This is a genomic window from Ruegeria sp. CDSC051 (assembly GCF_059610665.1).
Genome location: NZ_JBXWOC010000009.1, coordinates 84077 through 107288, shown reverse-complemented (window position 1 = coordinate 107288; position 23212 = coordinate 84077). Strand labels below are relative to the sequence as shown.

30 protein-coding genes are annotated in these 23212 nt (G+C 56.5%); 18 read left to right on the top strand and 12 right to left on the bottom strand.

Annotated features, from left to right (window positions below; genetic code table 11):
• Positions 1 to 4 precede the first annotated feature (4 nt).
• The 4 genes from AC2FH0_RS17940 to AC2FH0_RS17925 form a co-directional block, all read right to left on the bottom strand.
• Entirely contained in the window at positions 5 to 418 is a 414-nt protein-coding gene (locus AC2FH0_RS17940; protein ID WP_142639302.1) for a universal stress protein, read from the bottom strand.
• Between the two features lie 99 nt (positions 419 to 517).
• Positions 518 to 781: a hypothetical protein gene (locus AC2FH0_RS17935; RefSeq protein WP_496702939.1), complete on the bottom strand. Its 264-nt coding sequence runs from the start codon at positions 779 to 781 to the stop codon at positions 518 to 520.
• A 69-nt stretch (positions 782 to 850) separates the two neighbouring features.
• The gene (locus tag AC2FH0_RS17930; RefSeq protein ID WP_496790019.1) at positions 851 to 1765 is read right to left on the bottom strand and encodes a DMT family transporter; all 915 of its coding nucleotides are present in this window, start codon (positions 1763 to 1765) and stop codon (positions 851 to 853) included.
• Positions 1762 to 2640, bottom strand: a complete 879-nt coding sequence (locus AC2FH0_RS17925) for a LysR family transcriptional regulator (RefSeq protein WP_142639300.1) — start codon at positions 2638 to 2640, stop codon at positions 1762 to 1764. The genes AC2FH0_RS17930 and AC2FH0_RS17925 overlap by 4 nt, the downstream gene beginning before the upstream one ends.
• Before the next feature lie 117 nt (positions 2641 to 2757).
• On the opposite strand from AC2FH0_RS17925, the gene AC2FH0_RS17920 reads away from it, so the two are divergent.
• Positions 2758 to 3339, top strand: a complete 582-nt coding sequence (locus AC2FH0_RS17920) for an FMN-dependent NADH-azoreductase (protein ID WP_271951444.1) — start codon at positions 2758 to 2760, stop codon at positions 3337 to 3339.
• 66 nt (positions 3340 to 3405) lie between these two features.
• Entirely contained in the window at positions 3406 to 4146 is a 741-nt protein-coding gene (locus tag AC2FH0_RS17915) for an aspartate/glutamate racemase family protein (RefSeq protein WP_496790018.1), read from the top strand.
• Here AC2FH0_RS17915 and AC2FH0_RS17910 read toward each other — a convergent pair whose 3' ends face one another.
• The gene (locus tag AC2FH0_RS17910; RefSeq protein ID WP_496790017.1) at positions 4147 to 4677 is read right to left on the bottom strand and encodes a prolyl-tRNA synthetase associated domain-containing protein; all 531 of its coding nucleotides are present in this window, start codon (positions 4675 to 4677) and stop codon (positions 4147 to 4149) included. It lies immediately after the preceding gene.
• 88 nt (positions 4678 to 4765) lie between these two features.
• Between AC2FH0_RS17910 and AC2FH0_RS17905 the strand changes: the two genes are divergently transcribed.
• From AC2FH0_RS17905 to trmD, 11 genes are all read left to right on the top strand, one after another.
• Positions 4766 to 5284 carry a hypothetical protein gene (locus AC2FH0_RS17905; RefSeq protein WP_496678738.1) on the top strand — a complete coding sequence of 173 codons (519 nt, stop codon included), beginning with the start codon at positions 4766 to 4768 and terminating at the stop codon, positions 5282 to 5284.
• A gap of 206 nt (positions 5285 to 5490) precedes the next feature.
• Positions 5491 to 6987, top strand: a complete 1497-nt coding sequence (gene ffh, locus AC2FH0_RS17900) for a signal recognition particle protein (RefSeq protein ID WP_496790016.1) — start codon at positions 5491 to 5493, stop codon at positions 6985 to 6987.
• Positions 6988 to 7542 carry a GNAT family N-acetyltransferase gene (locus tag AC2FH0_RS17895; protein WP_496790015.1) on the top strand — a complete coding sequence of 185 codons (555 nt, stop codon included), beginning with the start codon at positions 6988 to 6990 and terminating at the stop codon, positions 7540 to 7542.
• Positions 7539 to 8090: a GNAT family N-acetyltransferase gene (locus AC2FH0_RS17890; protein ID WP_496702932.1), complete on the top strand. Its 552-nt coding sequence runs from the start codon at positions 7539 to 7541 to the stop codon at positions 8088 to 8090. Before AC2FH0_RS17895 ends, AC2FH0_RS17890 begins: the two co-directional genes overlap by 4 nt.
• Positions 8087 to 8383, top strand: a complete 297-nt coding sequence (locus AC2FH0_RS17885) for a chorismate mutase (protein WP_142639150.1) — start codon at positions 8087 to 8089, stop codon at positions 8381 to 8383. The genes AC2FH0_RS17890 and AC2FH0_RS17885 overlap by 4 nt, the downstream gene beginning before the upstream one ends.
• 42 nt (positions 8384 to 8425) lie before the next feature.
• Complete coding sequence (gene rpsP / locus AC2FH0_RS17880) at positions 8426 to 8815, top strand: 30S ribosomal protein S16 (protein WP_142639148.1); 390 nt, start codon at positions 8426 to 8428, stop codon at positions 8813 to 8815.
• 12 nt (positions 8816 to 8827) lie between these two features.
• Positions 8828 to 9463, top strand: coding sequence for a 5,6-dimethylbenzimidazole synthase (bluB, locus tag AC2FH0_RS17875; RefSeq protein WP_496707197.1), 636 nt, complete (start codon positions 8828 to 8830; stop codon positions 9461 to 9463).
• A gap of 4 nt (positions 9464 to 9467) precedes the next feature.
• Complete coding sequence (locus AC2FH0_RS17870; protein ID WP_185956731.1) at positions 9468 to 9617, top strand: hypothetical protein; 150 nt, start codon at positions 9468 to 9470, stop codon at positions 9615 to 9617.
• The gene (gene rimM / locus AC2FH0_RS17865) at positions 9610 to 10113 is read left to right on the top strand and encodes a ribosome maturation factor RimM (protein WP_271951457.1); all 504 of its coding nucleotides are present in this window, start codon (positions 9610 to 9612) and stop codon (positions 10111 to 10113) included. Before AC2FH0_RS17870 ends, rimM begins: the two co-directional genes overlap by 8 nt.
• Entirely contained in the window at positions 10113 to 10928 is an 816-nt protein-coding gene (locus AC2FH0_RS17860; RefSeq protein ID WP_496790014.1) for a hypothetical protein, read from the top strand. Before rimM ends, AC2FH0_RS17860 begins: the two co-directional genes overlap by 1 nt.
• Complete coding sequence (gene trmD / locus AC2FH0_RS17855) at positions 10925 to 11734, top strand: tRNA (guanosine(37)-N1)-methyltransferase TrmD (protein WP_496750833.1); 810 nt, start codon at positions 10925 to 10927, stop codon at positions 11732 to 11734. The genes AC2FH0_RS17860 and trmD overlap by 4 nt, the downstream gene beginning before the upstream one ends.
• A 131-nt stretch (positions 11735 to 11865) precedes the next feature.
• Here the strand turns inward: trmD and AC2FH0_RS17850 are convergent, their stop codons facing one another.
• Positions 11866 to 12669, bottom strand: coding sequence for a glycoside hydrolase family 25 protein (locus AC2FH0_RS17850; RefSeq protein WP_496790013.1), 804 nt, complete (start codon positions 12667 to 12669; stop codon positions 11866 to 11868).
• A gap of 381 nt (positions 12670 to 13050) precedes the next feature.
• On the opposite strand from AC2FH0_RS17850, the gene rplS reads away from it, so the two are divergent.
• Together rplS and rpmE are read left to right on the top strand one after the other, a co-directional pair.
• On the top strand, positions 13051 to 13434 hold the full coding sequence (gene rplS, locus AC2FH0_RS17845; RefSeq protein ID WP_142639138.1) for a 50S ribosomal protein L19: 384 nt from the start codon (positions 13051 to 13053) through the stop codon (positions 13432 to 13434).
• Positions 13435 to 13445: 11 nt separating this feature from the next.
• Positions 13446 to 13667 (top strand): 50S ribosomal protein L31, encoded by a 222-nt coding sequence (gene rpmE / locus AC2FH0_RS17840; RefSeq protein WP_142639136.1) that lies wholly within the window; start codon positions 13446 to 13448, stop codon positions 13665 to 13667.
• Between the two features lie 106 nt (positions 13668 to 13773).
• On the opposite strand, the gene AC2FH0_RS17835 is transcribed toward rpmE, so the two are convergent.
• Entirely contained in the window at positions 13774 to 15360 is a 1587-nt protein-coding gene (locus tag AC2FH0_RS17835) for an MFS transporter (RefSeq protein ID WP_496790011.1), read from the bottom strand.
• Positions 15361 to 15439: 79 nt separating this feature from the next.
• Entirely contained in the window at positions 15440 to 16327 is an 888-nt protein-coding gene (locus AC2FH0_RS17830) for an AEC family transporter (RefSeq protein WP_496790010.1), read from the bottom strand.
• A gap of 211 nt (positions 16328 to 16538) precedes the next feature.
• On the opposite strand from AC2FH0_RS17830, the gene AC2FH0_RS17825 reads away from it, so the two are divergent.
• Complete coding sequence (locus tag AC2FH0_RS17825; protein ID WP_142639130.1) at positions 16539 to 17348, top strand: division plane positioning ATPase MipZ; 810 nt, start codon at positions 16539 to 16541, stop codon at positions 17346 to 17348.
• Between the two features lie 99 nt (positions 17349 to 17447).
• Here AC2FH0_RS17825 and AC2FH0_RS17820 read toward each other — a convergent pair whose 3' ends face one another.
• From AC2FH0_RS17820 to AC2FH0_RS17805, 4 genes are all read right to left on the bottom strand, one after another.
• The gene (locus AC2FH0_RS17820) at positions 17448 to 18071 is read right to left on the bottom strand and encodes a putative glycolipid-binding domain-containing protein (protein WP_271951470.1); all 624 of its coding nucleotides are present in this window, start codon (positions 18069 to 18071) and stop codon (positions 17448 to 17450) included.
• A 72-nt stretch (positions 18072 to 18143) separates the two neighbouring features.
• Entirely contained in the window at positions 18144 to 18767 is a 624-nt protein-coding gene (locus AC2FH0_RS17815) for a class I SAM-dependent methyltransferase (RefSeq protein WP_496790008.1), read from the bottom strand.
• 37 nt (positions 18768 to 18804) lie between these two features.
• Positions 18805 to 19023: a helix-turn-helix transcriptional regulator gene (locus AC2FH0_RS17810; RefSeq protein WP_496790006.1), complete on the bottom strand. Its 219-nt coding sequence runs from the start codon at positions 19021 to 19023 to the stop codon at positions 18805 to 18807.
• Between the two features lie 3 nt (positions 19024 to 19026).
• Positions 19027 to 19476, bottom strand: coding sequence for a hypothetical protein (locus tag AC2FH0_RS17805; protein ID WP_271951474.1), 450 nt, complete (start codon positions 19474 to 19476; stop codon positions 19027 to 19029).
• 1046 nt (positions 19477 to 20522) lie between these two features.
• Between AC2FH0_RS17805 and AC2FH0_RS17800 the strand changes: the two genes are divergently transcribed.
• Positions 20523 to 21992, top strand: coding sequence for a phosphate ABC transporter substrate-binding/OmpA family protein (locus AC2FH0_RS17800; protein ID WP_496790004.1), 1470 nt, complete (start codon positions 20523 to 20525; stop codon positions 21990 to 21992).
• A gap of 76 nt (positions 21993 to 22068) precedes the next feature.
• Positions 22069 to 23109: a hypothetical protein gene (locus AC2FH0_RS17795; protein ID WP_496790002.1), complete on the top strand. Its 1041-nt coding sequence runs from the start codon at positions 22069 to 22071 to the stop codon at positions 23107 to 23109.
• Positions 23110 to 23212: the final 103 nt, after the last annotated feature.

Here is a 23212-nt window from a genome sequence, read left to right as displayed (position 1 = left end):
CCGCCTACCTGACTACAAAAACAGAGACACTGGCATGTTTCGCCAGATACCCCGCATGGCTCGAGAATATATAGTCGGTAATACGCGGCGCATGGGTGCCGACGACGATAAGGTCAGCTTCGATTTCTTCGGCAGTTCGTGTCAGGTCACCGTCAACTTCGGCGGCGACATCAACCGAATGGATATTGCGATACGCCACTTCGGTCCCGCTGCTTTCAGCCAACTGTTTGGCAAAATCACGTAGGTTCTTGTCAATCGCAGCATCTGACTGAACAGGGTCACCCGGTTGGGTGCCGGTGACACTGACCAAAGTAATCTTGGCCCCCTGCCATTCGGCTATAGCTGCTGCAACTTTGGCGGCCTTGCGCACCTCGGGTGGCAGATGAAGATCAACCGGGATCATGATATGACTGTACATGGGACGTTCCTCCTTGGCCTGAAGCATAGAGAAACCAGAGGGTGCCAGGCCTTGATCTGCCTCAACACCCTCGCCCGCTTGGTCAAACATTGAAACGGGTTAGCCTTCCTGACTGTATTCAACACCGGTCACGACCCCCGAAGGGTCCGCCCGACACAACCACGGGGCCTGGGCCCCGGTAACGGAAACCGTCGTGACCGACCCGCCCGGTTCGGTATCGGTGGACAATGCCCGAACATCTCCGGGCCGCGTTCCGGTTTCGGCTGCGACCAGCGCCTCGCAACTGGCTTGTAAATCCGTTTCAGATGACCCGGCACAGGCGCCGCAAACCACCAATATCATTATGGAAAGAACTGGTTTCATGTCGTCCCCTTGGACGTTTAATATTCTGGTCTAGGGCCAAGCCTGACACAATTTGGTCGTTTCACAAGTTCAATCGGCTTGCGGCAAAGGACGCGCGGGTTTGTCCTCCTCGGATTTCAGCAGCAAAACCAGGGCCAGGATCGTCAGACCGGCACCAAAATAGACGACAGGGCCAACCGCCTGCTGCCCCAGAGAGATTTCCCACAGAATGACCCAACTGGGAACCAGATAAGTATAAGCCATCACCTTTGCCGATGGCAGGCGCAGCGTTGAATACTGAACCAGCACGAAACTGGCCGCGGTTGCAAAGACCGAAACATAAATCAAACCCACCCAGACTATCGCTGGCAGGTTCGCCCAGTCGGTGGCACGGATCTCGGACCACCCGTAGATCGTCAGCATCAGGCATCCCGCCAGAAGCGTACCAAAGGTAAACACCACTGCAGGCTCTCCACGGTTCAGCTTGCGTACAAGGGGGGTATACAAAGCATGCGCGACACAGCCCCAGAAATAGATGATTTCCCCCTGCCCGATATCGAACGCGCGCACGGCTTGCCAATCGGCGCGAAAGATCACCCACAGCGCCCCGACTGCCCCAAGGGTCAGTGCAAGCGCCATCCTTGGTGTGGTGATCTGGCGCAACAAGATCCAACCGGCGAATGCGGCCATAACCGGAGTCAGCGTAAAGACCGCTGCCGCGTTGACAGGCGGTGCAGTTTTCAACCCGTAGAACATCAACACGAAATAGGCCGCGAATACTCCGCCCAGAACCAAATAGCGCCACGGGGCTTGTGCCGCGCTGCGCGGCAGACCGGTGGTCATAAGGGCGGCACCCCCAATCACCACGGATGCGATGCCGAACCGGGCCGCGGTAATGGCTTCGGGCGCGATCTGATTGGCGATCAGTGACCCCAGCGAGAAACTCCCTGCAACCAGGGCCGAAAAAATCAGCATGGCCAGATGGCCACGCGCCTGTTGACTCATTTTGCCCAGCTCTTGGATTGCTCTTTCAGATAGGTCAGAAAGGCCTGCACCTTGGTCGTGCGATGCAGATCCACATGGGTAACAAGCCACAGATCACCAAACCACTCCGGCATCGGGTCGATCACTTCGACCAGGTTCGGATCTCCTGCAGCTGACCAACGTGGCATGAAACCGATACCCGCGCCGGACAGGACCGCCTCGCGGATACAGAAGTTGTTGGTACAACGGAAGGTGATGCGCTCGGCTGGCACGGTCTGGCGCAACCAGCGGGAAAACGGCGCTCGGCTGTTTTCGTCATCGGTACTGATGAAAGAATGATCTGCAAAGTCATCGAGGCTGCCAGGCTTGCCGTGCAGCGCGACATAATCGGTGCTGGCGTATAACCCGACCTCTTGCTTCATAAAGGACTGAACCACGTTGTCGGGCTGATCAGGCGCTGACCCGGCACGGATCGCCACGTGCGCCTCGCCATATTCCAGACGAAACAGCCGATCACCGGTCAGATACCGGACGATCAGTTCAGGGTGCCGTCGCTGAAACTCGGCAAGAACCGGCACCACCAGAGACGCCAGAGAGGACAGCGACGTCACGACCAACTCGCCCGACACGTCATCACCCCGACCCTTCATCCGGCCGATCAGTTGATTGAACTGATCCTCAGTCGCCTGTGCCACACGCAACAGGTCCTCTCCGGCTTCGGTCGGGGTATAGCCGCGCGCATGGCGCTGGAACAGCTTGACCGCCAGCCGGGCCTCAATTGCATCAATGTGGCGAATGACGGTGGCATGATGCACACCCAGGACCTCCGCCGCGCCACTGACCGTTCCCATACGCGCCACCTGATAGGCGGTTCTTACCTCGTCCCAGTTGTCCACTGCGGTTTTCCATTGTGCAAATTCTAACAGACCCTGTTGACTTACCAGAGTTTTGTTCGCTCGCGCAATGCTCATATCGGGCCAAGACACATCCTGTACACCAAAGGAAATTGAACCATGACCAAAACTATCCTGCATATCGACGCATCGGCCCGCCGCGAAGGCTCGACCACTCGTGACCTGTCGGCACGCATCGTCAATCACCTGGGCGCTGACCGCATAATTCGCCGTGACCTTGCCACTCCCCTGCCGCTGCTGACCGAAGCCTGGGTCAGCGCAAATTTCACCCCTGCCGATCAGCGCAGTGCCATGCAACAGGACCAGTTATCCCTGTCTGACGAGCTGGTAACTGAACTGCAGCAGGCCGATACGCTTGTCATAGGCCTGCCGATCTACAATTTCTCGGTGCCCGCGGCGTTCAAAGCCTGGATCGACCTGATTGCCCGCGTCGGAGTGACCTTTTCGTATTCCGAAAGCGGTCCAAAAGGCCTGTTGGATGGAAAGCGCGCGGTTTTAGCCGTGGCGTCGGGTGGCACAGCTGTCGGGTCTGATGTCGATTTTGCCACCACCTATGCCAAGCATGTACTTGGCTTTATCGGTATCCATGACGTCGAAATCGTCGCCGCCGACCAGTTGGCGCTGGATGCCGAAGGTTCTCTCAGCAATGCACGAAATGCGGTTTCGCAACTGGCAGCCTGATTGACCTTCACCTCAGAAAGCGTCCAGTCTGTCCTGGATACCAAATGGACAGACTGGACGCACGCAATGAAAAAGATCGGCATTCTGGGTGGCGTGGGCTGGGCCTCGACCGTTGATTATTACCGGGCGATTGCCGAAGGCGCGGGGCAGTTTTTCGCCCAGCGCGGACATGGATCCCCTCTGCCCATCCCACCCATGACCATCGAGTCCGTGACCCAGGCTAAAACCCGTGCCCTGCGTGGCGTCGCTGGCGATGAGGCCAGTTGGGCCGGATTTGATGCTGTATTTCGGGAAGCTTTGTTAACTCTTGAAGCCTCTGGCTGTGACTTTGGGATTATCGCCTCGAACACACCCCACGCGCGGCTTCATGCAATCCGACAGGGCGTTACGATGCCCATTCTCAGCATCTTCGATGCAACCGCCGAGGTTACGGCCTCGACAGACGCCACGCGCGCGCTGGTTCTGGGCACCACGGTAACGATGCAGGCGACGCACTATGCCAACAAGCTGGGCGAGATTGGCATCAGCGCAAACGCCCGCCTGCCCGAAAGCGAAATTGCAAAGATGCAAGCGATGATCGACGGTGATTTCTACGGCGGCGCGTCAGAAAGCGCCCGTGCGCACCTGCTGGCCTTTTGTAACCGGCATGCCGAACACGGAACCGCAATCCTTCTGGCCTGTACGGAACTGCCGCTGGCCTTTCCCGATCATCTGGACGACCCTGTGTTCGAGGCTGACGGGCATCTGTTCATCAACCCGTCCGCTGCACATGTGGCCGCGGCCCTGGAGGAGGCGTTAGTGCCCTGATCAGGGCAGCCAGTTCACCGCGCATGTAATCCGATCGAAGAAGGCCATCAAATCAGCGCGCGATATGGCAACTGTGCGGTCATTGACCAAGGGATGCATGTTGATCACATCGGCCTGTTGTGCGGCAGCATCCATGTAAAAGCGTACATCATTCTGCACCCCGTTGATCATCGCCAGCGGGCTGACAGCCCCAGGGCGGATGCCGAGGTTTTGCAGCAGCCGATCCGCCGAGCCAAAAGACAGGCTGCCGACACCCAGCTCGGCGCCCAGCGCCTTGAGGTCGATGTCGCGGCTCTGTTCCAGCGTCACCAGATAGTTCCGCTTTTTCTTATCGCGCAGATAGAGGTTCTTGAGGCGCAGGGTACGCTCACCCGGCACAAGAAACTGATCTTCGACGCCTTTCGCATCCTCAACCGTGCACAGCGGGATGTGGGTATGCAGCCTATAGGTCAGGCCCCACGCATCCAGCTGCGCCAACAGCCCATCGGAACTGAGCGGCAATGTGTCTTGAAAAGCGGATGATGCATCCATGGGAACCTCCTGTCTGCCTCGCTCATCGCCCAACACGGGCACGATTTCAAGCCGAGACAAACCGCAAAACGGGTGCTAGCGTGCCGGCATGAAAGTGACGCGCAATTCCTCTAACCAGTTGATCCTTTCCGATACCCCTTGGTTTATCGGCATCATGCTGGTCTTCTTCATTCTGGCATTTATCGGCGCAGGCCTGTTCTTGGCCAGCGAAGGCGGTGAGGGCATCTTGTTCGGCATCTTCTTTGCACTGTTCGGCGGTGGAATGGGCTTTGGAGCATTCTGCGCCTTTGTCCGTCGTGTTCAGGTCATCCTGGACCGAAAGGAAGACCGCATAATGATCCGCAGGCAGTCGGTTTTTGGCTATGAGACTGTCGAGCATGTGCTTTCAAACCTATCCCATGCGGAGATTGAAAGCACGATATCTAGAAGCGACAAGGGGTCATCCACCCTCTATCGCCCTGTGCTAATATTGGACAAGGGGATGAGCGCGGGACGTCATCCCATCGTCGAAGCGTTCTCGAACGGTCGTGGTGCGCATCGGCTGGTTGAGGCGGTCAATAGCTGGCTTCCCGCGCACAAGGTTGACACCGCTAGCCGTTCAGCCTAAATCCCACCGCAACATCCGGAAGCCTCAGATCTTCCGGTCCCTTGAGTCGTTCAGGGATCGCCCCCCACCAGCGAGTTTCGCCCGTGGGGGCATTTCCTTTTGGCAGGCTTGCACGTTTATCCGTGCGTGCGAGGGAAATTGCGAATTTAACCGGTGCTTCCTAGTTAGGTGGTGCCACATCAAAACCGGCTAAGGAGGCCGCAGGCATGTTTGAAAATCTATCCGAACGCCTCTCTGGCGTCTTTGACCGGCTGACCAAACAGGGTGCGCTGTCTGAAGAGGACGTCAAGACCGCCCTGCGCGAAGTACGGGTTGCCTTGCTTGAGGCTGACGTCTCGCTGCCGGTCGCGCGTGAGTTCGTCAAGAAGGTGCAGGACCAAGCCACCGGTCAGGCTGTTACCAAGTCGATCACCCCGGGCCAGCAGGTCGTCAAGATCGTGCATGACACGCTGGTTGACGTGCTGCGCGGTGAGGAAGACCCCGGCGCGCTCAAGATCGACAACCCGCCTGCCCCGATCCTGATGGTCGGTTTGCAGGGTTCGGGTAAGACGACAACCACCGGTAAGCTGGCCAAACGCCTGAAAGAGAAAGAGGGCAAGAAGGTCCTGATGGCCTCGCTGGATGTTTATCGCCCGGCGGCGATGGATCAGCTGGCCGTTCTGGGCACGCAGGTCGGCGTCGATACGCTGCCGATTGTTCCCGGCCAGAAGCCCGTCGACATCGCCAAACGCGCCAAGCAGCAAGCGACGCTGGGTGGCTATGACGTCTATATGCTCGATACCGCGGGCCGTCTGCACATCGACGAAGTGCTGATGAACGAGGTCGAGCAGGTTCGCAACGCGGTCGACCCGCGCGAAACCCTGCTGGTCGTCGACGGTCTGACCGGTCAGGTCGCCGTTGAGGTCGCCGAGGAATTCGAAGCCAAGGTCGGTATCTCGGGCGTGGTTCTGACCCGGATGGATGGCGACGGGCGCGGCGGTGCAGCGCTGTCGATGCGCGCAGTCACCGGCAAACCGATCCGCTTTGTGGGATTGGGCGAAAAGATGGACGCGCTTGAGACGTTCGAGCCGGACCGGATTGCAGGACGTATTCTGGGCATGGGCGACATCGTTGCCCTGGTCGAAAAAGCCCAGGAAACGATGGAGATGGAACAGACCGAGCGCATGATGAAGCGCATGGTCAAAGGTCAGTTCAACATGAACGACCTGAAAATGCAGCTGGAACAGATGATCCAGATGGGCGGCATGCAGGGCATGATGGGCATGATGCCAGGCATGGGCAAGATGGCCAAACAGGTCGAAGAAGCGGGTATGGATGACAAGGTGCTCAAGCGTCAGATCGCCATGATCCAGTCGATGACCAAGCGCGAGCGCGCTAATCCGCAACTGCTGCAAGCCAGCCGCAAAAAGCGGATTGCCGCAGGTTCGGGGATGGAGGTCAGCGACCTCAACAAGCTGCTCAAGATGCACCGGCAGATGTCGGACATGATGAAGAAGATGGGCAAGATGGGCAAAGGCAAGATGCTGAAACAGGCCATGAAGGGCATGTTTGGCAAAGGCGGCCCCTCGCCAGAAGACATGGCGGCAGGCATGGACCCCAAGGCGCTGGAGCAGGCGGCCAAAGCGATGGGTGGCAAGATGCCCGGAATGGGCGGAGGCATGGCCCTGCCTCCGGGCCTCAGCGGATTTGGCAAAAAGAAGTAAATGACCGCCGCTACACCTCATATCCCCCGGCTTGAAACCGAACGCCTGATCCTGCGCGCCCCGTGCGAGGACGATTTCAGCGCGCTGGAAGCATTCTTTGCCAGCGACGCATCGAAATTCGTCGGCGGTCCCAAGCGTGCGGATGAGACATGGCGGACACTTGCCCTACTGCTGGGTCACTGGACCCTTCGCGGCTATGGGTATTGGGCGGTAGAGGAAAAAGGCGCCGGCAAATACATCGGCCATGTAGGGCTGTGGTTTCCGCATAGCTGGCCTGAGCCGGAAATCGGCTGGACACTGATGAGCAGCGCAACAGGCAAAGGATACGCGACCGAGGCGGCGCTCGCCGCACGGACATATGCCTATGACATACTGGGCTGGGATACTGCTATTTCTCTGATCGACCCCGACAATCTGGCGAGCAGAGCCGTGGCCGAACGATTGGGTGCGCGGTTTGACAGCATCTATAAACACCCGGCCTATGGCGAGATGCAGGTTTGGCGGCACCCGGCTCCATCAGACCTTGAGAACGGTGGAGTGGAGGCATACGCATGACGACGTTCTCCATCCCGATCATCGAAACTGAACGCCTTGTTCTGCGGGCCCCGCATGCGGATGACTTGCCTGAGTTGACTGCCTTCTATGCATCCGAGCGCAGCCATATGGTTGGCGGTCCGCGGGATCAGGTGGGCAGCTGGAGCTCTCTGGCTACACGTCTGGGTCACTGGGCGCTGAAAGGCTACGGCCTTTGGCATCTGACCGAGAAATCCAGCGGTCGCTTTGTTGGCGGGGTTGGCATCATTGATGTACCTGGCTGGGACGAACCCGAACTCGGCTGGACCCTGATGGAACGGGCGGAAGGCAAAGGTCTGGCTTTCGAGGCAGCCCTTGCAGCTCGCGACTATGCTGCACGCCAACAAGGTTTGAATGGCGTCATCAGCTATATCGCGCATGAAAACACGCGCTCTCGTGCCTTGGCCGAGCGTATGGGGGCCAGCTTCGAGCGCGAAGGCGAAGTGATGGGCAAGCCCTGCCAGGTCTGGCGCCATCCCATGCTTGATTTATCCGAACCTGCTTTGACCACCGAAAGGACCGGCCAATGACCAATCCCGTGACTCAGGCTGCCGCGTTGCTCAAGGACCACCGCGAAAGCATCGATCGCTTGGACGCGATTCTGGTTTACACACTGGGCGAGCGGTTCAAGCACACACAAGCCGTTGGCAAACTGAAAGCGGCACACGACCTTCCCCCCTCCGATCCCACGCGCGAAGCTGCGCAGATCGCACGGTTAGAAGACCTGGCGAAAGAGGCCGATCTTGACCCCGATTTCGCCAAGGCTTTTCTGAATTTCATCATTCAGGAAGTCATCCGACACCATAAGAAACACCAGAATTGACCGGGCCGTTCCCGGCACACGCCATCTAAAGGAGATACCACCATGGCAATGAAAATTCGTCTCGCCCGCGGCGGCTCGAAAAAGCGTCCCTTCTACCGCATCGTGGCTGCCGACAGCCGCATGCCGCGCGACGGCCGTTTCATCGAAAAGCTGGGCACCTACAACCCGCTGCTGCCGAAAGACAACGAAGAGCGCGTTAAAATGGACATGGAGCGCATCCAGTACTGGCTGGACCAGGGCGCCCAGCCCACCGACCGGATCGCCCGCATGCTGGAAGCAGCCGGCGCCAAGGAAAAAGCTGAGCGTAGCAACCCCAACAAGGGTACCCCGGGCAAGAAAGCTCAGGAGCGCGCGGAAGAAAAAGCTGCAAAGGCCGCTGAAGCTGCCGAAGCTGCTGCTGCGCCTGCTGAAGAAGCAGCAGCAGAAGAGTAAGCAGGGCGGCGCGTGCGGGATCAGACCTTTACCGACGATTTTCGCGCGCAGTTCGATCTGTTGTTGCGGCTCCGGCGCGACGTGCGCCGGTTTCGCGACGAAGCTGTGAACGAGGCAGTGCTGACGCGCTGCCTCGACGCGTTTCGACTGGCGCCTTCTGTGGGGCTCAGCGAGCCTTGGCGTGTGGTCCGAGTCGAAAGTACCGCCGCGCGTGAGGCTGCGCTTAAGAACTTTCAGGCGGCGAATGCCCAGGCCCTAAAGGGATACTCGGGCGACAATGCGCGGCTCTACAGTCAGCTGAAACTGACGGGAATGCAGGAAGCACCGGTGCAGCTGGCCGTGTTCTGCGACGATTCCACCGACAAGGGGCGCGGTTTGGGTGCAGGTTCGATGCCCGAGATGCGGCGCTATTCCGTGGTCTCGGCAGTCACCCTGTTCTGGCTTGCCTTGCGGGCCGAAGGGTTGGGTTTGGGATGGGTGTCTATTCTGGACCCCGAACAAATGGCGCGTGATCTGAATGTGTCGGATAGCTGGCGGTTGATCGGTTACTTCTGTGTCGGATGGCCCGAAGAGCACTCGGAAACCCCCGAGTTGCAGCAATCTGGCTGGGAAATCCGCGACGACAACCTGCTTGTGGAGGTACGATAGACGTATGTTCGGACTATTACGGCTTCCTATCCTGTTGATGATCGCCTTTATTGTGGGCGTGTTTTTCGAACGCTCGAACCAGCGCGAAGCGTGTGAGGCACGCGGGTTATGGCAAGACGGGCTATGTGTGACGGTGGATGGACCAAATGAATGACCTGATCTGCGTAGGAAGTGTTGCGGGCTCATACGGGGTGCGCGGCGAAGTGCGCCTGAAAAGCTATTGCGCGATCCCTGAGGATATCGAAGCCTATTCGCCGCTGACGGATGAACAGGGCGCGGAACGCTATCCGCTGGTCCTGACTCGTCCAATCAAGAATGGCTTTGCCGCCAGATTGGGCGGAGTTGAAACCAAGGAACAGGCAGACGACCTGAAGGGGCTGCGCCTGTTTGCGCGGCGCGATCAGTTGCCTTCGCTACCTGATGACGAGTTCTACCACACAGATCTAATCGGGCTTGCGGTCTATGACACAGGGGGCGCGTTGCTGGGTCAGGTTAAATCTGTCCAGAACCACGGTGCGGCGGACCTGTTGGAATTGCACGGGCCGGGCCTGAATTCCACTGTTTTGCTACCGTTCACACTCGAGTCGGTTCCTACAGTTGATCTGGAACAGGGCCGCATCGTCGCCGACCCGCCCGAAGGGCTGATCTGATGCGTCGGGTCCTGCTGCATCTGGGCCTGCACAAAACTGGCACAACAGCAGCGCAATCCTTCCTCTATGAAAATCGCGAGCTGATTTGGCCGCATTTTGCGCTGGTCCTACCGTATCGCACCCGCAATTCCGGCCTGTCCCGCGCGGCCACCAACCATTCAGTCTATGGAACAGTGGGAACCCTCTCCGAGTTTGGCAGTCAGTTGCGCGAATTTCTGGACAGCCTGGATTTCGGCGACAAGCGGGGACTGATCCTGAGCGAAGAAAACTTCGCCGGCCTCAGGCCCAGCCGCAATATCGACCAAGGCTATGCTGCGGCCCCCGATCTGGCTGCCTGTCTGGTGGATTCAATTCGCCAGCGATTTTCAGGGCAAGAGGTTGAGATCACGATATACCTGTCTCTGCGCCAGCGCGGAGGCTGGTTGCGCAGCCTGTGGGCACATGATCTGGAACGGATGCGACAGGTTTTTGACTTTGAAACCTTTCGCGACAACCTGGACCACCTGCCCCCGCTGCAAGACACCGTCAGCCGCATCAAGGAAAAGCTGCCTTCCGTCTCTGTTACGACTGAATGGCTGGAAGATTTGCAACTGCGACGGCTTGGACCTGGCGACCCCTTTGCCGAATTTATGGACCTGTCGCGTGAAAAGGCCAACCTTCTGGTGCCTCCGACTCAGGTCAATACCCGGCTTCCCGAAGACGTCCTGTCCGAGTTGCTGGAACTGAATCGTTCGCGCCTGGACGAAGCGGCTCTGGTTGCGCAAAAGACTGCCGTGATTGAACGCGCGCAGACAGACCTGATTGGTACATCATGACTGATACGTCCCCGAAATCTCATGGCCGCAAGGCGATCCGTCCTACGCTGAAACCGCGCGAACTGCTTACGCCCACGCCCGATTTGCATGGGGTGTGGAAGGCCAAGATCATCACCTTGTTTCCGTCGGCCTTTCCCGGAGTTCTTGGCGAAAGCCTGACTGGAAAAGCCCTGCAAGAAGGGTTGTGGCAGCTGGAAACCGTTGACCTGCGTCAGTTCGGTGTCGGCAAGCATCGCAATGTGGACGACACCCCGGCCGGCGGCGGAGCGGGGATGGTGTTGCGCTCAGATGTATTGGGCGAAGCAATCGAGCACACGATGACCGAGGCGCAAGGAAACTGGCCTCTGATCTACCTTAGCCCACGCGGTCGCCGCATGGACCAGCGCATGATGCAGAACCTCGCGCGCTGTGATGGCATGACCCTGCTATGTGGGCGGTTTGAAGGTGTTGATGAACGGGTGCTGGAGCATTACGGCGTCCAAGAGGTCTCGCTTGGGGATTTCGTGATGACCGGAGGCGAGATTGCCGCTCAAGCGCTGATCGACGCCACGGTGCGTCTGATCCCCGGCGTTCTGGGCAATCAGGCCTCTGCCGAAGAAGAGAGTTTTTCGTCGGGCCTGCTGGAGCACCCCCAGTACACCCGCCCGGCCGAATGGAAAGGCCGCCCAATCCCCGAGATTTTGATGTCAGGCCATCATGGTCGCATCGCCGAATGGCGTCACGATATGTCCGAACAGATCACCCGCGAAAGGCGACCCGATCTGTGGGAGGCCTATCTGGGTGAAGGGGAAGAGACGTCTGACTGACATCCCCCGTGTGACATGAGCCCCGCAGCTGAGCTTTCCCGGCTGCAGAATTATTCGGGGGGAAAGCACGAATGCAGCCTTGATCACTTCGTTGTGGGCGATACCATCGAAACCTATGGGGTGCCCAAAGTCTAAGGGCTACCAGATTTCCAGCGCGCCCAGATTTCCGGTGGCCCGTTGAAGACATTGATATCAACCCTCCCCTGAACACCAGGCACCAGCCCGGTGCCGGTGTATTGCCAGAGCCGCCACACCGCTTTGGGATACACATTTCGCGGATGACCGGCGACCGAACGCAACCAGAACTCGGTCTTGGGCAGCCGCCCGATATTCGTATCACCATAGAAATCCACCGTCGTATAGACGATCGGACGGCGCCCATAGTGGCGTTCGAGGATATCCAGGAACCGTTGAGCCTCGGCCCGGACCGTCGCACCATCGGGGTGCAGGGTGCAGGTCTTAGAATGCGGGGTCCACTCCATGTCCAGCACATGTGGCAGATCCGATCCCTTGGGTACGTTCTGGATGAACCAGCGGGCCTGTTCCCGCGCCGACCGGCAGAAATAGTAGTAATGATATGCCCCCCACGGCACGCCCGCAGCCTGCGCACCTTGCCGATGGCTGGCAAACATGGGGTCGGCCACATCGCCCCCTTCGGTCGCTTTGATAAAGACGAAACTAACGCCTGACTGCTTGGCGGTGCGCCAGTCTATCGCTCCTTGCCAGCGCGATACGTCCAGCCCGTGCACCGGGTAATGCCCCGGATGTCTCCCTTCCCATTCGTGGGGGTCTGCATCTGCAAAGGCTGGGAAGATCACAGCGGGCGGCGTAGCATCTGGAAACGACTGGGCCTCGACCAGTTGCGGCGGCGGGCTGCTGCGACCGCAGGACAGGGTCGCAAAGGCTATGACGGCGAGCATCAATGCTGTGCGCATGATCTAATCCTGTATCAAATGACTGCTCTTATAATTACATCCAGTTTGCCTGATCAGCCCCGCAAGGCAATGGTTCTGTTTGCGTGCGGCGGAAACCCACCGTTTTCCCCGCCTTGCGTCGCGATTTAGGCTTGATCCCTGCCCCCGATGCCCGTAAATGACCGCAATCCGGTGCCGCAACTTCGCGACTCCGGTGTTTTGGTTTGCATCATGTCGTGACGCCCAGCTTTCTTCAGCCACGGCGCGGCGGGCAGGCCAGAGACCAAGTGAACATTCGATCTGACCTCTGGCGGGCTGTACGCAGGACCCGGTGAAGACCAAGAGCTCTCAGGCCGTGCCCAAACTTCGTGGACCAACCACGAGCAGATAGGAGAACCTGCGATGGACCTGATCGCACAGCTTGAGGCGGAACAGATTGCCGCCCTGGGGAAAGACATCCCCGATTTCAAAGCCGGTGACACCATTCGTGTCGGCTTTAAAGTGACCGAAGGGTCGCGCACCCGTGTTCAGAACTACGAAGGCGTCTGCATCGCCCGTAAAGGTGGCAACACCATCGCCGGTGCGTTCACCGTGCGCAAGATTTCCTTTGGTGAAGGCGTGGAGCGTGTGTTCCCGCTGTATTCAACCAATATCGACAGCATCACCGTTGTCCGCCGTGGCCGCGTTCGTCGCGCCAAACTGTACTATCTGCGCACTCGTCGCGGTAAATCCGCACGTATCGCAGAGGTCACCAACTACAAGCCCAAAGCTGGCGCCGAAGCGTAAGGAACGGAAAGATGAAAAAAGACATCCATCCCGATTATCACGTCATCGACGTCAAAATGACCGATGGCACCATAGTTCAGATGAAATCCACCTGGGGCTCCGAAGGCGATCAGCTGGCTCTGGAAATCGACCCCTCCGTGCACCCCGCATGGACCGGTGGCGGCGCGCGTCTGATGGACGCCGGTGGCCGTGTGTCGAAGTTCAAAAAGAAATACGAAGGTCTGGGCTTCTAAGCCTGACCCGTTTCGAATGCGAAAGGCCGCCCCTCTGGGCGGCCTTTTTCGTTTTACCCGAAACCTCTGACACCGCCCTGGCAAGAAACGCGTCAGGATCAATCCCTCAGGGTTTCGTCGCGCGTGTCAGATCCGCCGCGCTGTGCACCGGGGGCACAGGGCCGCGCAGCAACATCAACCCCAGCGTCACGCCGATCAGCGCCGCAATCGCCGTCACCATCATGGCGCTGTCAAATGCGTTGTCCTGCAGGTCGCGCAAGGCCTTTGCCAGAGCACTTCCCGATGTTGGATCCATGCCTGCGATCAACTGCTGGATCTGACTGGGCGTTCCGTGGGTCAGCGCATGGGCCAGATCTTCGCGCGGGGTCGAGCCAGCCGGAAGCGCGTCAATCACTTCGGTCAGACCCCGGCGCGAAGTGATGGCCTCGGCCAGGCCGCAGACCACAGCCCCCAGCGTGGCCCCGAAGTATAGACAGGCATTGATCACACCTGACCCCTGCCCTACATGCTCGTCCGGCAAAAGCCGCAACCCAAGACGCGGCAGCAGCGAAAAACAGATGCCAAGGCCAATGCCGACGATCATCAATTTCCACCATATCTGCGCATATTGAGTGGGCACTGTGATCGTGGTCAGCAACAAAAACCCAACCGCCATAGCACTCAGCCCAATCACTACGGGCCACTGAAAGCTGTAGGGCGCCAGAAACCGGGGCGCGATGACCGAGACCGCGAACATGCTTAGGCTCAACGGCATAATCGCAAGCCCAGCCCCGATAGACGTGTACCCGAATGTATCAGGCGATTGGACGAATGTGTTGAAGTAGACGAAAAAGCCAAACAGCATAAAGCCGGTAAGGAACATCCCCGCTGCCGCCATGAAATAGCGCGGATGAAGGAAATAGCGCAGCTCGACCAACGGATCTTCACTGCGGCGCGAAGCCAGCACAAGGCCGACCATGGCCAGCATGGCCACACCCAACGGCACCAGCGTCAACGGTGCCCGCCATCCACCACTTTCCCCATTGCTCAGGGCAAATGACAACGGCCCCAGAAACAGCACAAGAGCCACAGCGCCGAGATAATCGAACCGGGCACCGGCCAGTCGCGTGTTCGGTACATAGTTCCGTTTTCTCACGGTCAACCCAATGATAAACGCGGTGGTCAGCAGGATCAGATCGGTGGCGAAAACGGCTCTCCAACTGATGTAGTGGGCGAATGCACCGCCCAGGATTGGGCCGATCCCGATCGCCAGTCCGACGATGGCGCCCCATGCTCCGGTAACGCTGGCGCGTTTTTCCTCCGGGGTCGCTGCAGTCAACAAGGGCAACGACGTGCCAAACAGCGCTGCGGCCCCTGCCCCCTGCGCCCCACGGCCAAACAGCATCATCGCCCCGTCCTGCGCGAACAAGGCCGAGGCAGAGCCTATGGCAAAAACGATCATGCCAACCAGAAACACGCCCAGCTTGCCCGTGATATCACCCAGCCGACTGATAATCGTCACCAGCGTGGCACTGACCACGGTATAGATGGCCATGACCCATTGCAGGTCCGAAGGCGACAGATCGAACTCATTCTTAAGATCAGGCAGGATGGTCGCAACCGCCGTGGAATTGAAGCCAACAACAACCATGCAAATCGCCGTCATGACCAATACAACGCGTGCGCCGACATCAGATGAATTCGTTTGTAACATCAAATACGTCCTAAAATACGGGCGGCGACTATGGAGCGCCACACCGACAGCTTAGCAGGAATGTGCAAACCGCCTAGCCTTAGATCCAGTAGGACAGCGCCAGCGGCAAAGCGATGATCGTTGTCAGGGTCGAAACCAGTATGAACCCGGCAACATCGGGGCCATATTCCGGCACATGCTGGTCTATGAACAAATAGGTCGCCACCGATGACGGCATCAAACAGCACAGGATCACCGCGCCGCGCTCAGCGCCTGTAAAGCCGAAGGCCCAGACCAACCCGCTGGCGATTGCAACTGCCATCACCAGGTGCAAAGCGGTCAGCATCACCGCACGCCCAAGGCGGTTGACCCGAAGGCTGGCCAATGTGTGGCCCAATGTCAGCAGCATCAGCGGGATGGAAAGCCCACCCAGGATATCGAATGACTTCGCAACAGGCTGAGGCAGGCTATAGCCGCTGGCCATCAGCACCAGCGATAGGACCACCGCATATATGATCGGCGAGGTGGCGAGCTTTCTGGGCGAAAACTCTTTGGCTGGTATCCACATCCCTACAGTGAAGATGCTGACAAGAACGACCACTACAAATGCCATCGTACAGGCCATCCCCGCATCGCCTAACGCAAGCAAGGTGATTGGCAATCCGATATTGCCCACATTCCCATGCATCAGAGGCGTCAGAAAGGCCCGCGCCGGTAGGCGCATAACCTTCAGCGCCGCAAATCCCAGAACACCAAACCCGGCAATCGCCAAAACCGCAGCGGCCATCACGTCCAGAAACGTTCCAACAGCGATCTTTGTGGCCGACAGATGCGAGATGATGAGTGTGGGATATCCAACCCGCGAAACGATCGCGCCAATGACCTTGTTGTCAAAGGGCGTTTTAGTCAACGCCAGTGCATACCCAGCCCCGGCACAGATTAGCACCGGCAACACCACATTCAGTACGTTCAGAAACAGATGCTCCAAGCCATGTCTTTCTCACAGTCCTTAAGCCTGGAGATTGAAACATAGTCCTGGCTTTCGCAAGTCAGCGGCCTATGGGCAGGCTGAGATTTCCGCAACACCGCCTTTTTATGCCGCCATAGATTGTTTCGGGTTCTTCCCTTCCCGCTTTCCACAACATATAGTGGCCTGCAACAACGTGTACGCAAACACGGTGAGACTTGGGAATACAGGCATGGCACATATTATCGTAGTGGGGAACGAGAAGGGCGGCGCGGGCAAATCGACTGTGTCCATGCATGTGGCCACCGCACTCGCCCGCCTGGGTCACAAGGTCAGCACCCTGGATCTGGACCTGCGGCAACGCAGCTTGGGACGGTATTTCGAGAACCGGAATAGCTTTCTGAAAAGCGCGGACCTGACCCTTCCCAGCCCCCGCCACCATGACCTGCCCGAAATTGACGCAAGCACGCTTAAACCCGGCGAGAACATCTATGACCACCGCCTCTCAGCGGCCGTGTCCGAGCTGGAAAGCGATAGCGATTTCATCCTGATCGACTGCCCCGGCTCTCATACCCGCCTCAGCCAGGTGGCGCATTCGCTGGCTGATACGCTGATCACTCCGCTGAACGACAGTTTTATCGATTTTGACCTGCTGGCACGCATCGATTCAAAGGGTGAGAAAATTCTGGGCCCGTCGGTCTATTCCGAGATGGTCTGGAACGCCCGACAGCTGCGCGCGCAAGCCGGCCTGAAGCCCATCGACTGGGTCGTTGTGCGCAACCGCGTCGGTACCCAACGCATGGTCAACAAGGAAAAGATGCAGCGCGCGATCGAGATGCTGTCGCAGCGCATCGGCTTCCGGGTTGCTTCGGGCTTTTCCGAACGCGTTATTTTCCGAGAGCTGTTCCCGCGCGGGCTGACCCTATTGGACCTCAAGGATATCGGGATCAAACAGCTGAACATCTCGAACATCGCAGCACGTCAGGAATTGCGCGACATGATGAAAGAGCTGAACCTGCCGGGTGTTGAGATCGATTTTTAGAGGCTTTTTACGACGGGTAGACGGACTATACTGCCGCTCAAATGGAAAAACGAAAGTCCGTTTCTGGCAATCGTTTTAGCTTCAGAGCCCTTGTTGGGCCTAAGCTATCACTGCTTTCCAATACTCAGGGTAAACTCGAACGAAACCAAATCCATCGACAGTCAAATTTGCTTCGTATCCACTATTGATCGAAGTGTACCTATAGGTATTCTCGTTCAGCCGCTCATATCGTTGCTTCAGCGGTTTGAATGTCCAGGTTTCATCATCCAACCAAACAGCAGTGAACTCTGCCTGATCTCCAATCCCTAGCTGGAGTCGCTTGATCGCACTCGTGTTCGTGGCCGGTGTAAACCCAAGATCGATGTCGAGCAATTCATCAACAGCATCCACAACTTTGTCATTCGAGGTCCATGTACCATCGTCTTGCTTCACTAAAACAAGATCAACCCTATCTGCCCCAATCCAACGCTGTACGGTGGCGGCGCTACACTCCCATTCGTCATTACAGGTCACGGAATAAGCTATTCTGACAGGAGAATTTTCAACTACGTAGACAGCCATGCCCGAGATTACGCGAGACGTTCTGTTACCATTAACCGAACAGGCTTCTGTGCCTACGACATCAATCCGTCGCCACATTGTACTTCGCATCATCGCCTCAACCATCGCTATTGCTTTGCTTGCCCCATAGCGGACATTCATGCGTGTTTCAGCATAGGTCAATCAGGGCTCTCTCCAGCCGTTCTCGGCGGCGTGCATGAACGGCTGGGTCAGTGTTGTCAGAAGTCGAACGAACTAACCGCTGTTCCTTGCGATGATGAAAGCAGTCGAACCCGTTTCGGGACGCCACTTTTGTTCAATTTCGAACCCATGAGCTTGCATACACTCAACAAGGATTTCTTGCGTCAGGACGCGGATCTTGGGCAATAGGCCGATGGTCCCGAGAGCTGGTATGACGTACTTCTCGAGACCTTCCAGGCAGACCGTCGAGCTGAAGAACAGGCCACCTTCCTTCAAGGAACTACGAACACGGTCCAGTGTCGCGTCAAGATCCAGTACCAAGTGCAGGATCGACATAGCCAGTACGGCATCATACTGTTGACCCTTCGCTGGAATAGGCCAGCACTCGAACGCGCTGACTTCAAAGTTGATGTTCTTGCTGCCCTGCGCGTCGACTTTTTCCCGGGCGATTGTGATCATTTCGGATGAATAGTCGATGGCGTCGATATGGGCGACTTTTGGGGCGTGAATGAGCGCCGTCGTACCTGTGCCACAGCCAAATTCCAGGACGCGGTCTTGGGGGGACAGGTGTCTTGCAGTTATGTCCAGTTTGTATTCATAGGCGGCTTGGTTTTGGACCGGACGGCGGGCATAGGATCTCGCCATCAGATTCCAGAACCGGGTGGGTTTGATGAACATATCTAATCCTTTGGTAGGGTGCAGCAGACGCGATGATTTAGTTAGCGTCTTGGATGTCGAAGACTTTTTCGAGGGGCTTGTCGAATACACGAGAAATCAAGATCGCCAGTTCGAGCGTTGGCGAATACTTGGCGTTTTCAATGGCAACGATGGTTTGTCGGGTGACTCCAACCTTTTCGGCGAGTTCTTTTTGCGTCATTTCATCAGCGTCAAAGCGTAGACGTCTAATGTTGTTGGAGATCCTGAGCTTGCCCATGGATCAATATCCCCGCCGATAGCTAGCAAATTTGACAATATCTGCTGACAGGGATCCGAAAGCCATTCCGAAATAGATGATGTTGAAGCCGGTGAGCGCTGATGCGTTGAGAGCCATGGCGACGACAGCTGAGACAAAACCCGCACCCGCGAAGATAATGATGGCGTAGCTGCCACGGCGCTCGAACATCTTGTCACGTTCATCAACGACGAAGCTGGGTTTGGGTTCGTGAGTAACAATCGCAAACCCAATGTTGAACAGTATGGTGCCGATGATGGTGGCCACGACGCCCAAGGGGATCAGCCAGATCACCATGCGGGCCCAGTTGTTTACAGCGTCTGGGCCATCAAACAATCCAGAGGCATTCATATCCAGAAGCCGTGAAACAACAAATGCACTAACGGCGAGGTTCACGAAGATCGAGACGACCGTATTGCGATCTTGGTAGGTCATTTCTGAAATCCCTATTGGACAGAACACTTCTAGTGAGTCGATTATTACTTACATCTTGTATGAAATATTATACCCAATGTCAAAAATAATATACTTCAATATCGAAGCGTAGTTGCAGCTTATGCTCGATGATGGGCATCTACCCTTCAACTGGAGTGCTGCGCGTTTGCGACTGGCCCAAAGGTTGCGTCGCCAACTTTTCGAAGACTAGAACCAGCGTTATGCTAGACCCAGTTATCCTGCGATCTCAGCAAACATCCGAAAGCCAGAGGTTGTATTACTAGAGAATTGTTTCTTCCGGATCATGTTGACTACCTCAATGCCATCGAGTGTGGCTGAAGCTGATCTAAATGGCTTGAACCCACACATGTGCCGTACGCGTCATTTAAAGTTTGCGACACAACCCCTTCGCTTCAGCAGCGGCAACTTTGGACGATATCGAAGTCCCTCACATAATCCGCAAGGGGCAATTCACACCCGGATTCTGTCCGTTTCGGCCGTTCCCTGAGCTCGCGGCCTAACTCACGAGCGATTGCTGAAACCGCTCGGCAGGTTCAGAACTTTGTAACAGAACCGTTCGAGTGCTCGAAATAGTTAAGAATCACCTGGGTCAAAGGCTGCGAATGCGTGGCAAGAAAGGTATGAGGTTCGTTCTGGGAAATCTCAGGGAAAACCTGAGCCCCTAAAATCACGACTCACTTCGACGTTGAATCGCGTCAGCTTCGGATACAAGCTAAGAAAGAGCGCCAACTGTGGTCAGAATCTGCCTCAAACGTGTCCATAAGTGGGGGGAAGCAAGGCAATTTTATGTATCCCCGCTGCAGCCTTGACTAAACTTCCCGGGTACCGCTACGTCATTAAGAAATTATGAAGGTTGTATCAGTTTTTGCGAAACAACCTTGAGTAAAACGAGAATCAATAATCAGAAGTTTGAGGTTAGGAAAATGTTAAATCGGGTCCTGAAAACTACCTCTGGTGCGTTGATGTTGTCCGTCGCGACCATGGCAAACGCTGAAACTGTTCAATTGAACAGTTTAGACGGCGGAATGACTCTGACCGGAGAGCTAATAGATTTTGATGGCGCCAATTACGAACTCCGAACGGTGGTTGGTACAATCACGGTTGACGCTTTCAAAGTTGAATGCATTGGCGAAGCCTGCCCCAGTCGGAACGAAGGTCCGGTCGAATATGGCATTTCTGGTTCTTCTCGCCTGGTCGATGTCTTATTCGCTGACCTTACGACGCAATTCGGTGAGGAGATTGGCGGCACTGCTTTGCGCTCTGAGGAAGAAGGTGTTGATAAGCTACTGCTCCGCAACGAACTAGGCGAGTTTTTGGCCGAAGTCTCCTTGATGGGTGGTGACTCCGCAGACGGGATCAAACAACTGGTCGATGGAAACTCAGCACTGGCAGTGACCACACGCCCGGCTCAACCCGACGAGCTGGCAAGCGCATCGCAGGCTGGACTCGGGGATATCACCACGAGTGAAAACGAGAAAATTTTTGCGCTGGACGGTCTAGTTGTTATTACATCGCAAAGTAACCAACTGCGGGCAGTCGCCGAACAGGATCTAGCGCGAATATTTTCCGGAGCCATTTCCAACTGGAGCCAGATTGGTGGGCCCGATGCCCCGATCCAGCTTTACATGCGAGTGCCTGAAAGCGGAACTGCGTTGGTTTTCAATGACCTGATCATGAACCCCGTGGGCGCAACATACGCGAGCGATACAAGCTTTTTCGAAACAGACACGGAATTGGCTGCAGCAGTTGCTTCTGATCCGCTTGGTATCGGAATTACCAGCCTCGCAAGTGCTGATGAGGCCAAGGTTCTTGCAATTCGCGGTGTTTGTGGAATTCAGGTTCCAGCGACACCTTTCACCATCAAGACAGAAGAATACCCGCTTAGCCGACGCTTGTATGCATATACCGGCAAAACTGCGCCAGCACAGTTGAACCGCTTCATGCAATTCCTCGAAAGCGAAAAGGCGCAAGAGACAATTGATGCTTCGGGCTTTGTGTCACTTGGGGAATCCCTGCAAGGCCCCAATGAGCAGGGACTACGCTATCTTGGCGCAGTTATGCCAACCGATGCAGAGGTTACTCTGAAACAGTTGCAGGAAATGTCGGCTGAGCTGTCCGGTGCCGACCGTAGTTCTATAACCTTTCGGTTTGCATTCGGATCCTCTCGCCTGGATACGCGGGCACAGGACGACATAAGGCGCCTTGCTTCGTTGCTTGCCAAGGAAGAAACCACAAACAAAGAACTTCTTTTGATCGGATACACAGACTCTGTCGGTGCTGGCGGATCCAACCGGTCACTCAGTCAGCAGCGTGCCAAACAAGTTAGCAATGCGTTGCTACAAGCAGCGCCTACCAACAGCCTGGACGGGTTAACCATCCGAACTCTGGGTTATGGTGAGATCTCGCCGCTAAGTTGCAACGACACTGAGAATGGTCGCCGTATCAACCGCCGAGTGGAAGTCTGGTTGCGAGACGTTGTCACCACATCCCAGTAGCGAAGCGCCAACTCAGCTTCGGAACGGGAATACAACGGTCAGTGACCAAGACGATAATTCAATGGAGTAACGTCGTATGAGAATGCTCGCAGTATTGGCCAATGTTTTCCTACTGCAATTGTCAGGGGCGGCTGTCGCGCAGGAAGACCCATACAAAACCGCAGTAGACATCTGGCTCAATGGTAGCGAGGCCGTAGGCCTGCAAGGTTTGTCGGAAGCGGCCAGTCAGGGGAACACGTCGGCGCAAATGATCCTTGGTCAGATCGATCGCGATACTGTACCTGGAGGATTTTCCGATTACTTGATCAATCATCAGGCACGAGACCAGCTTCTTCGTGCACCGGATCCCGATAAGGGAACCGTAAACTGGTTGCTTGCTCTGAGCAATCCTGCCCTACAAAAACACGGCGAGGCCATCTTTGGATATCGGGTTGGTCGTCAGCCAATCAGCAATGCGATAGCACTGCAAACTCATGGTGAGATTGAAGGCGCCGAGTATGTATTGTGGAATACACTGAATAACGGCCGCTTTGATCTGATCAATTCCATGCCTTCAGAAAACTACGGCCTGTCCGAAGCCGGTTTTCTCAAGTGGATCGAAGCTTATATGGCGCGGGAAAACAAGGCGATCACGATGCGGGCCTTTGTGGAAGAATCCAATCCCAAACGTGTTTCGGGGTTGTTGGGTCTCAAACGACTGGCACGACTGTTGAACCTCAATCAGCATTTTTCCGACGAAGCCAACCAGTTCACAACAGTGATGCTGGGCCGGGGCTCGGACTTGCCTGAAAGTGTCGATTTGGTTCGCTTGAACGAAAGCGTTTCCCGCATCAGTGAAACCGATAAATACTTGAACATCGTAAAACGCTACTGCGACTCATGCGAAGGTGAAACAGTGGACTACGATTGCGTGGTTCAGGCTCTGGAAATCATAGGTGGCTACAAGACGCTGATGTCCATCCGCACCCCAGTTGAGGGGTCAATTGACCAGGCTACATTCATGAATTCTAATCGTGCGGTCGAAATCTTCGCGCAGTTGGTAAACAACATGCGCCGCCACTACTCTCGTGGCATTCGATCGTCTTGCATTGCCGCTAATCTGAAAGCCAAGATCTAACATATAGCTAAAACAAGGTTTGATTGAGATTATCACATGTTTGAAGGCGTCGTGAACCTTTGCAAAATAGCTTAACCGTTCAATGGTTCCGGTTCCGGTAAAG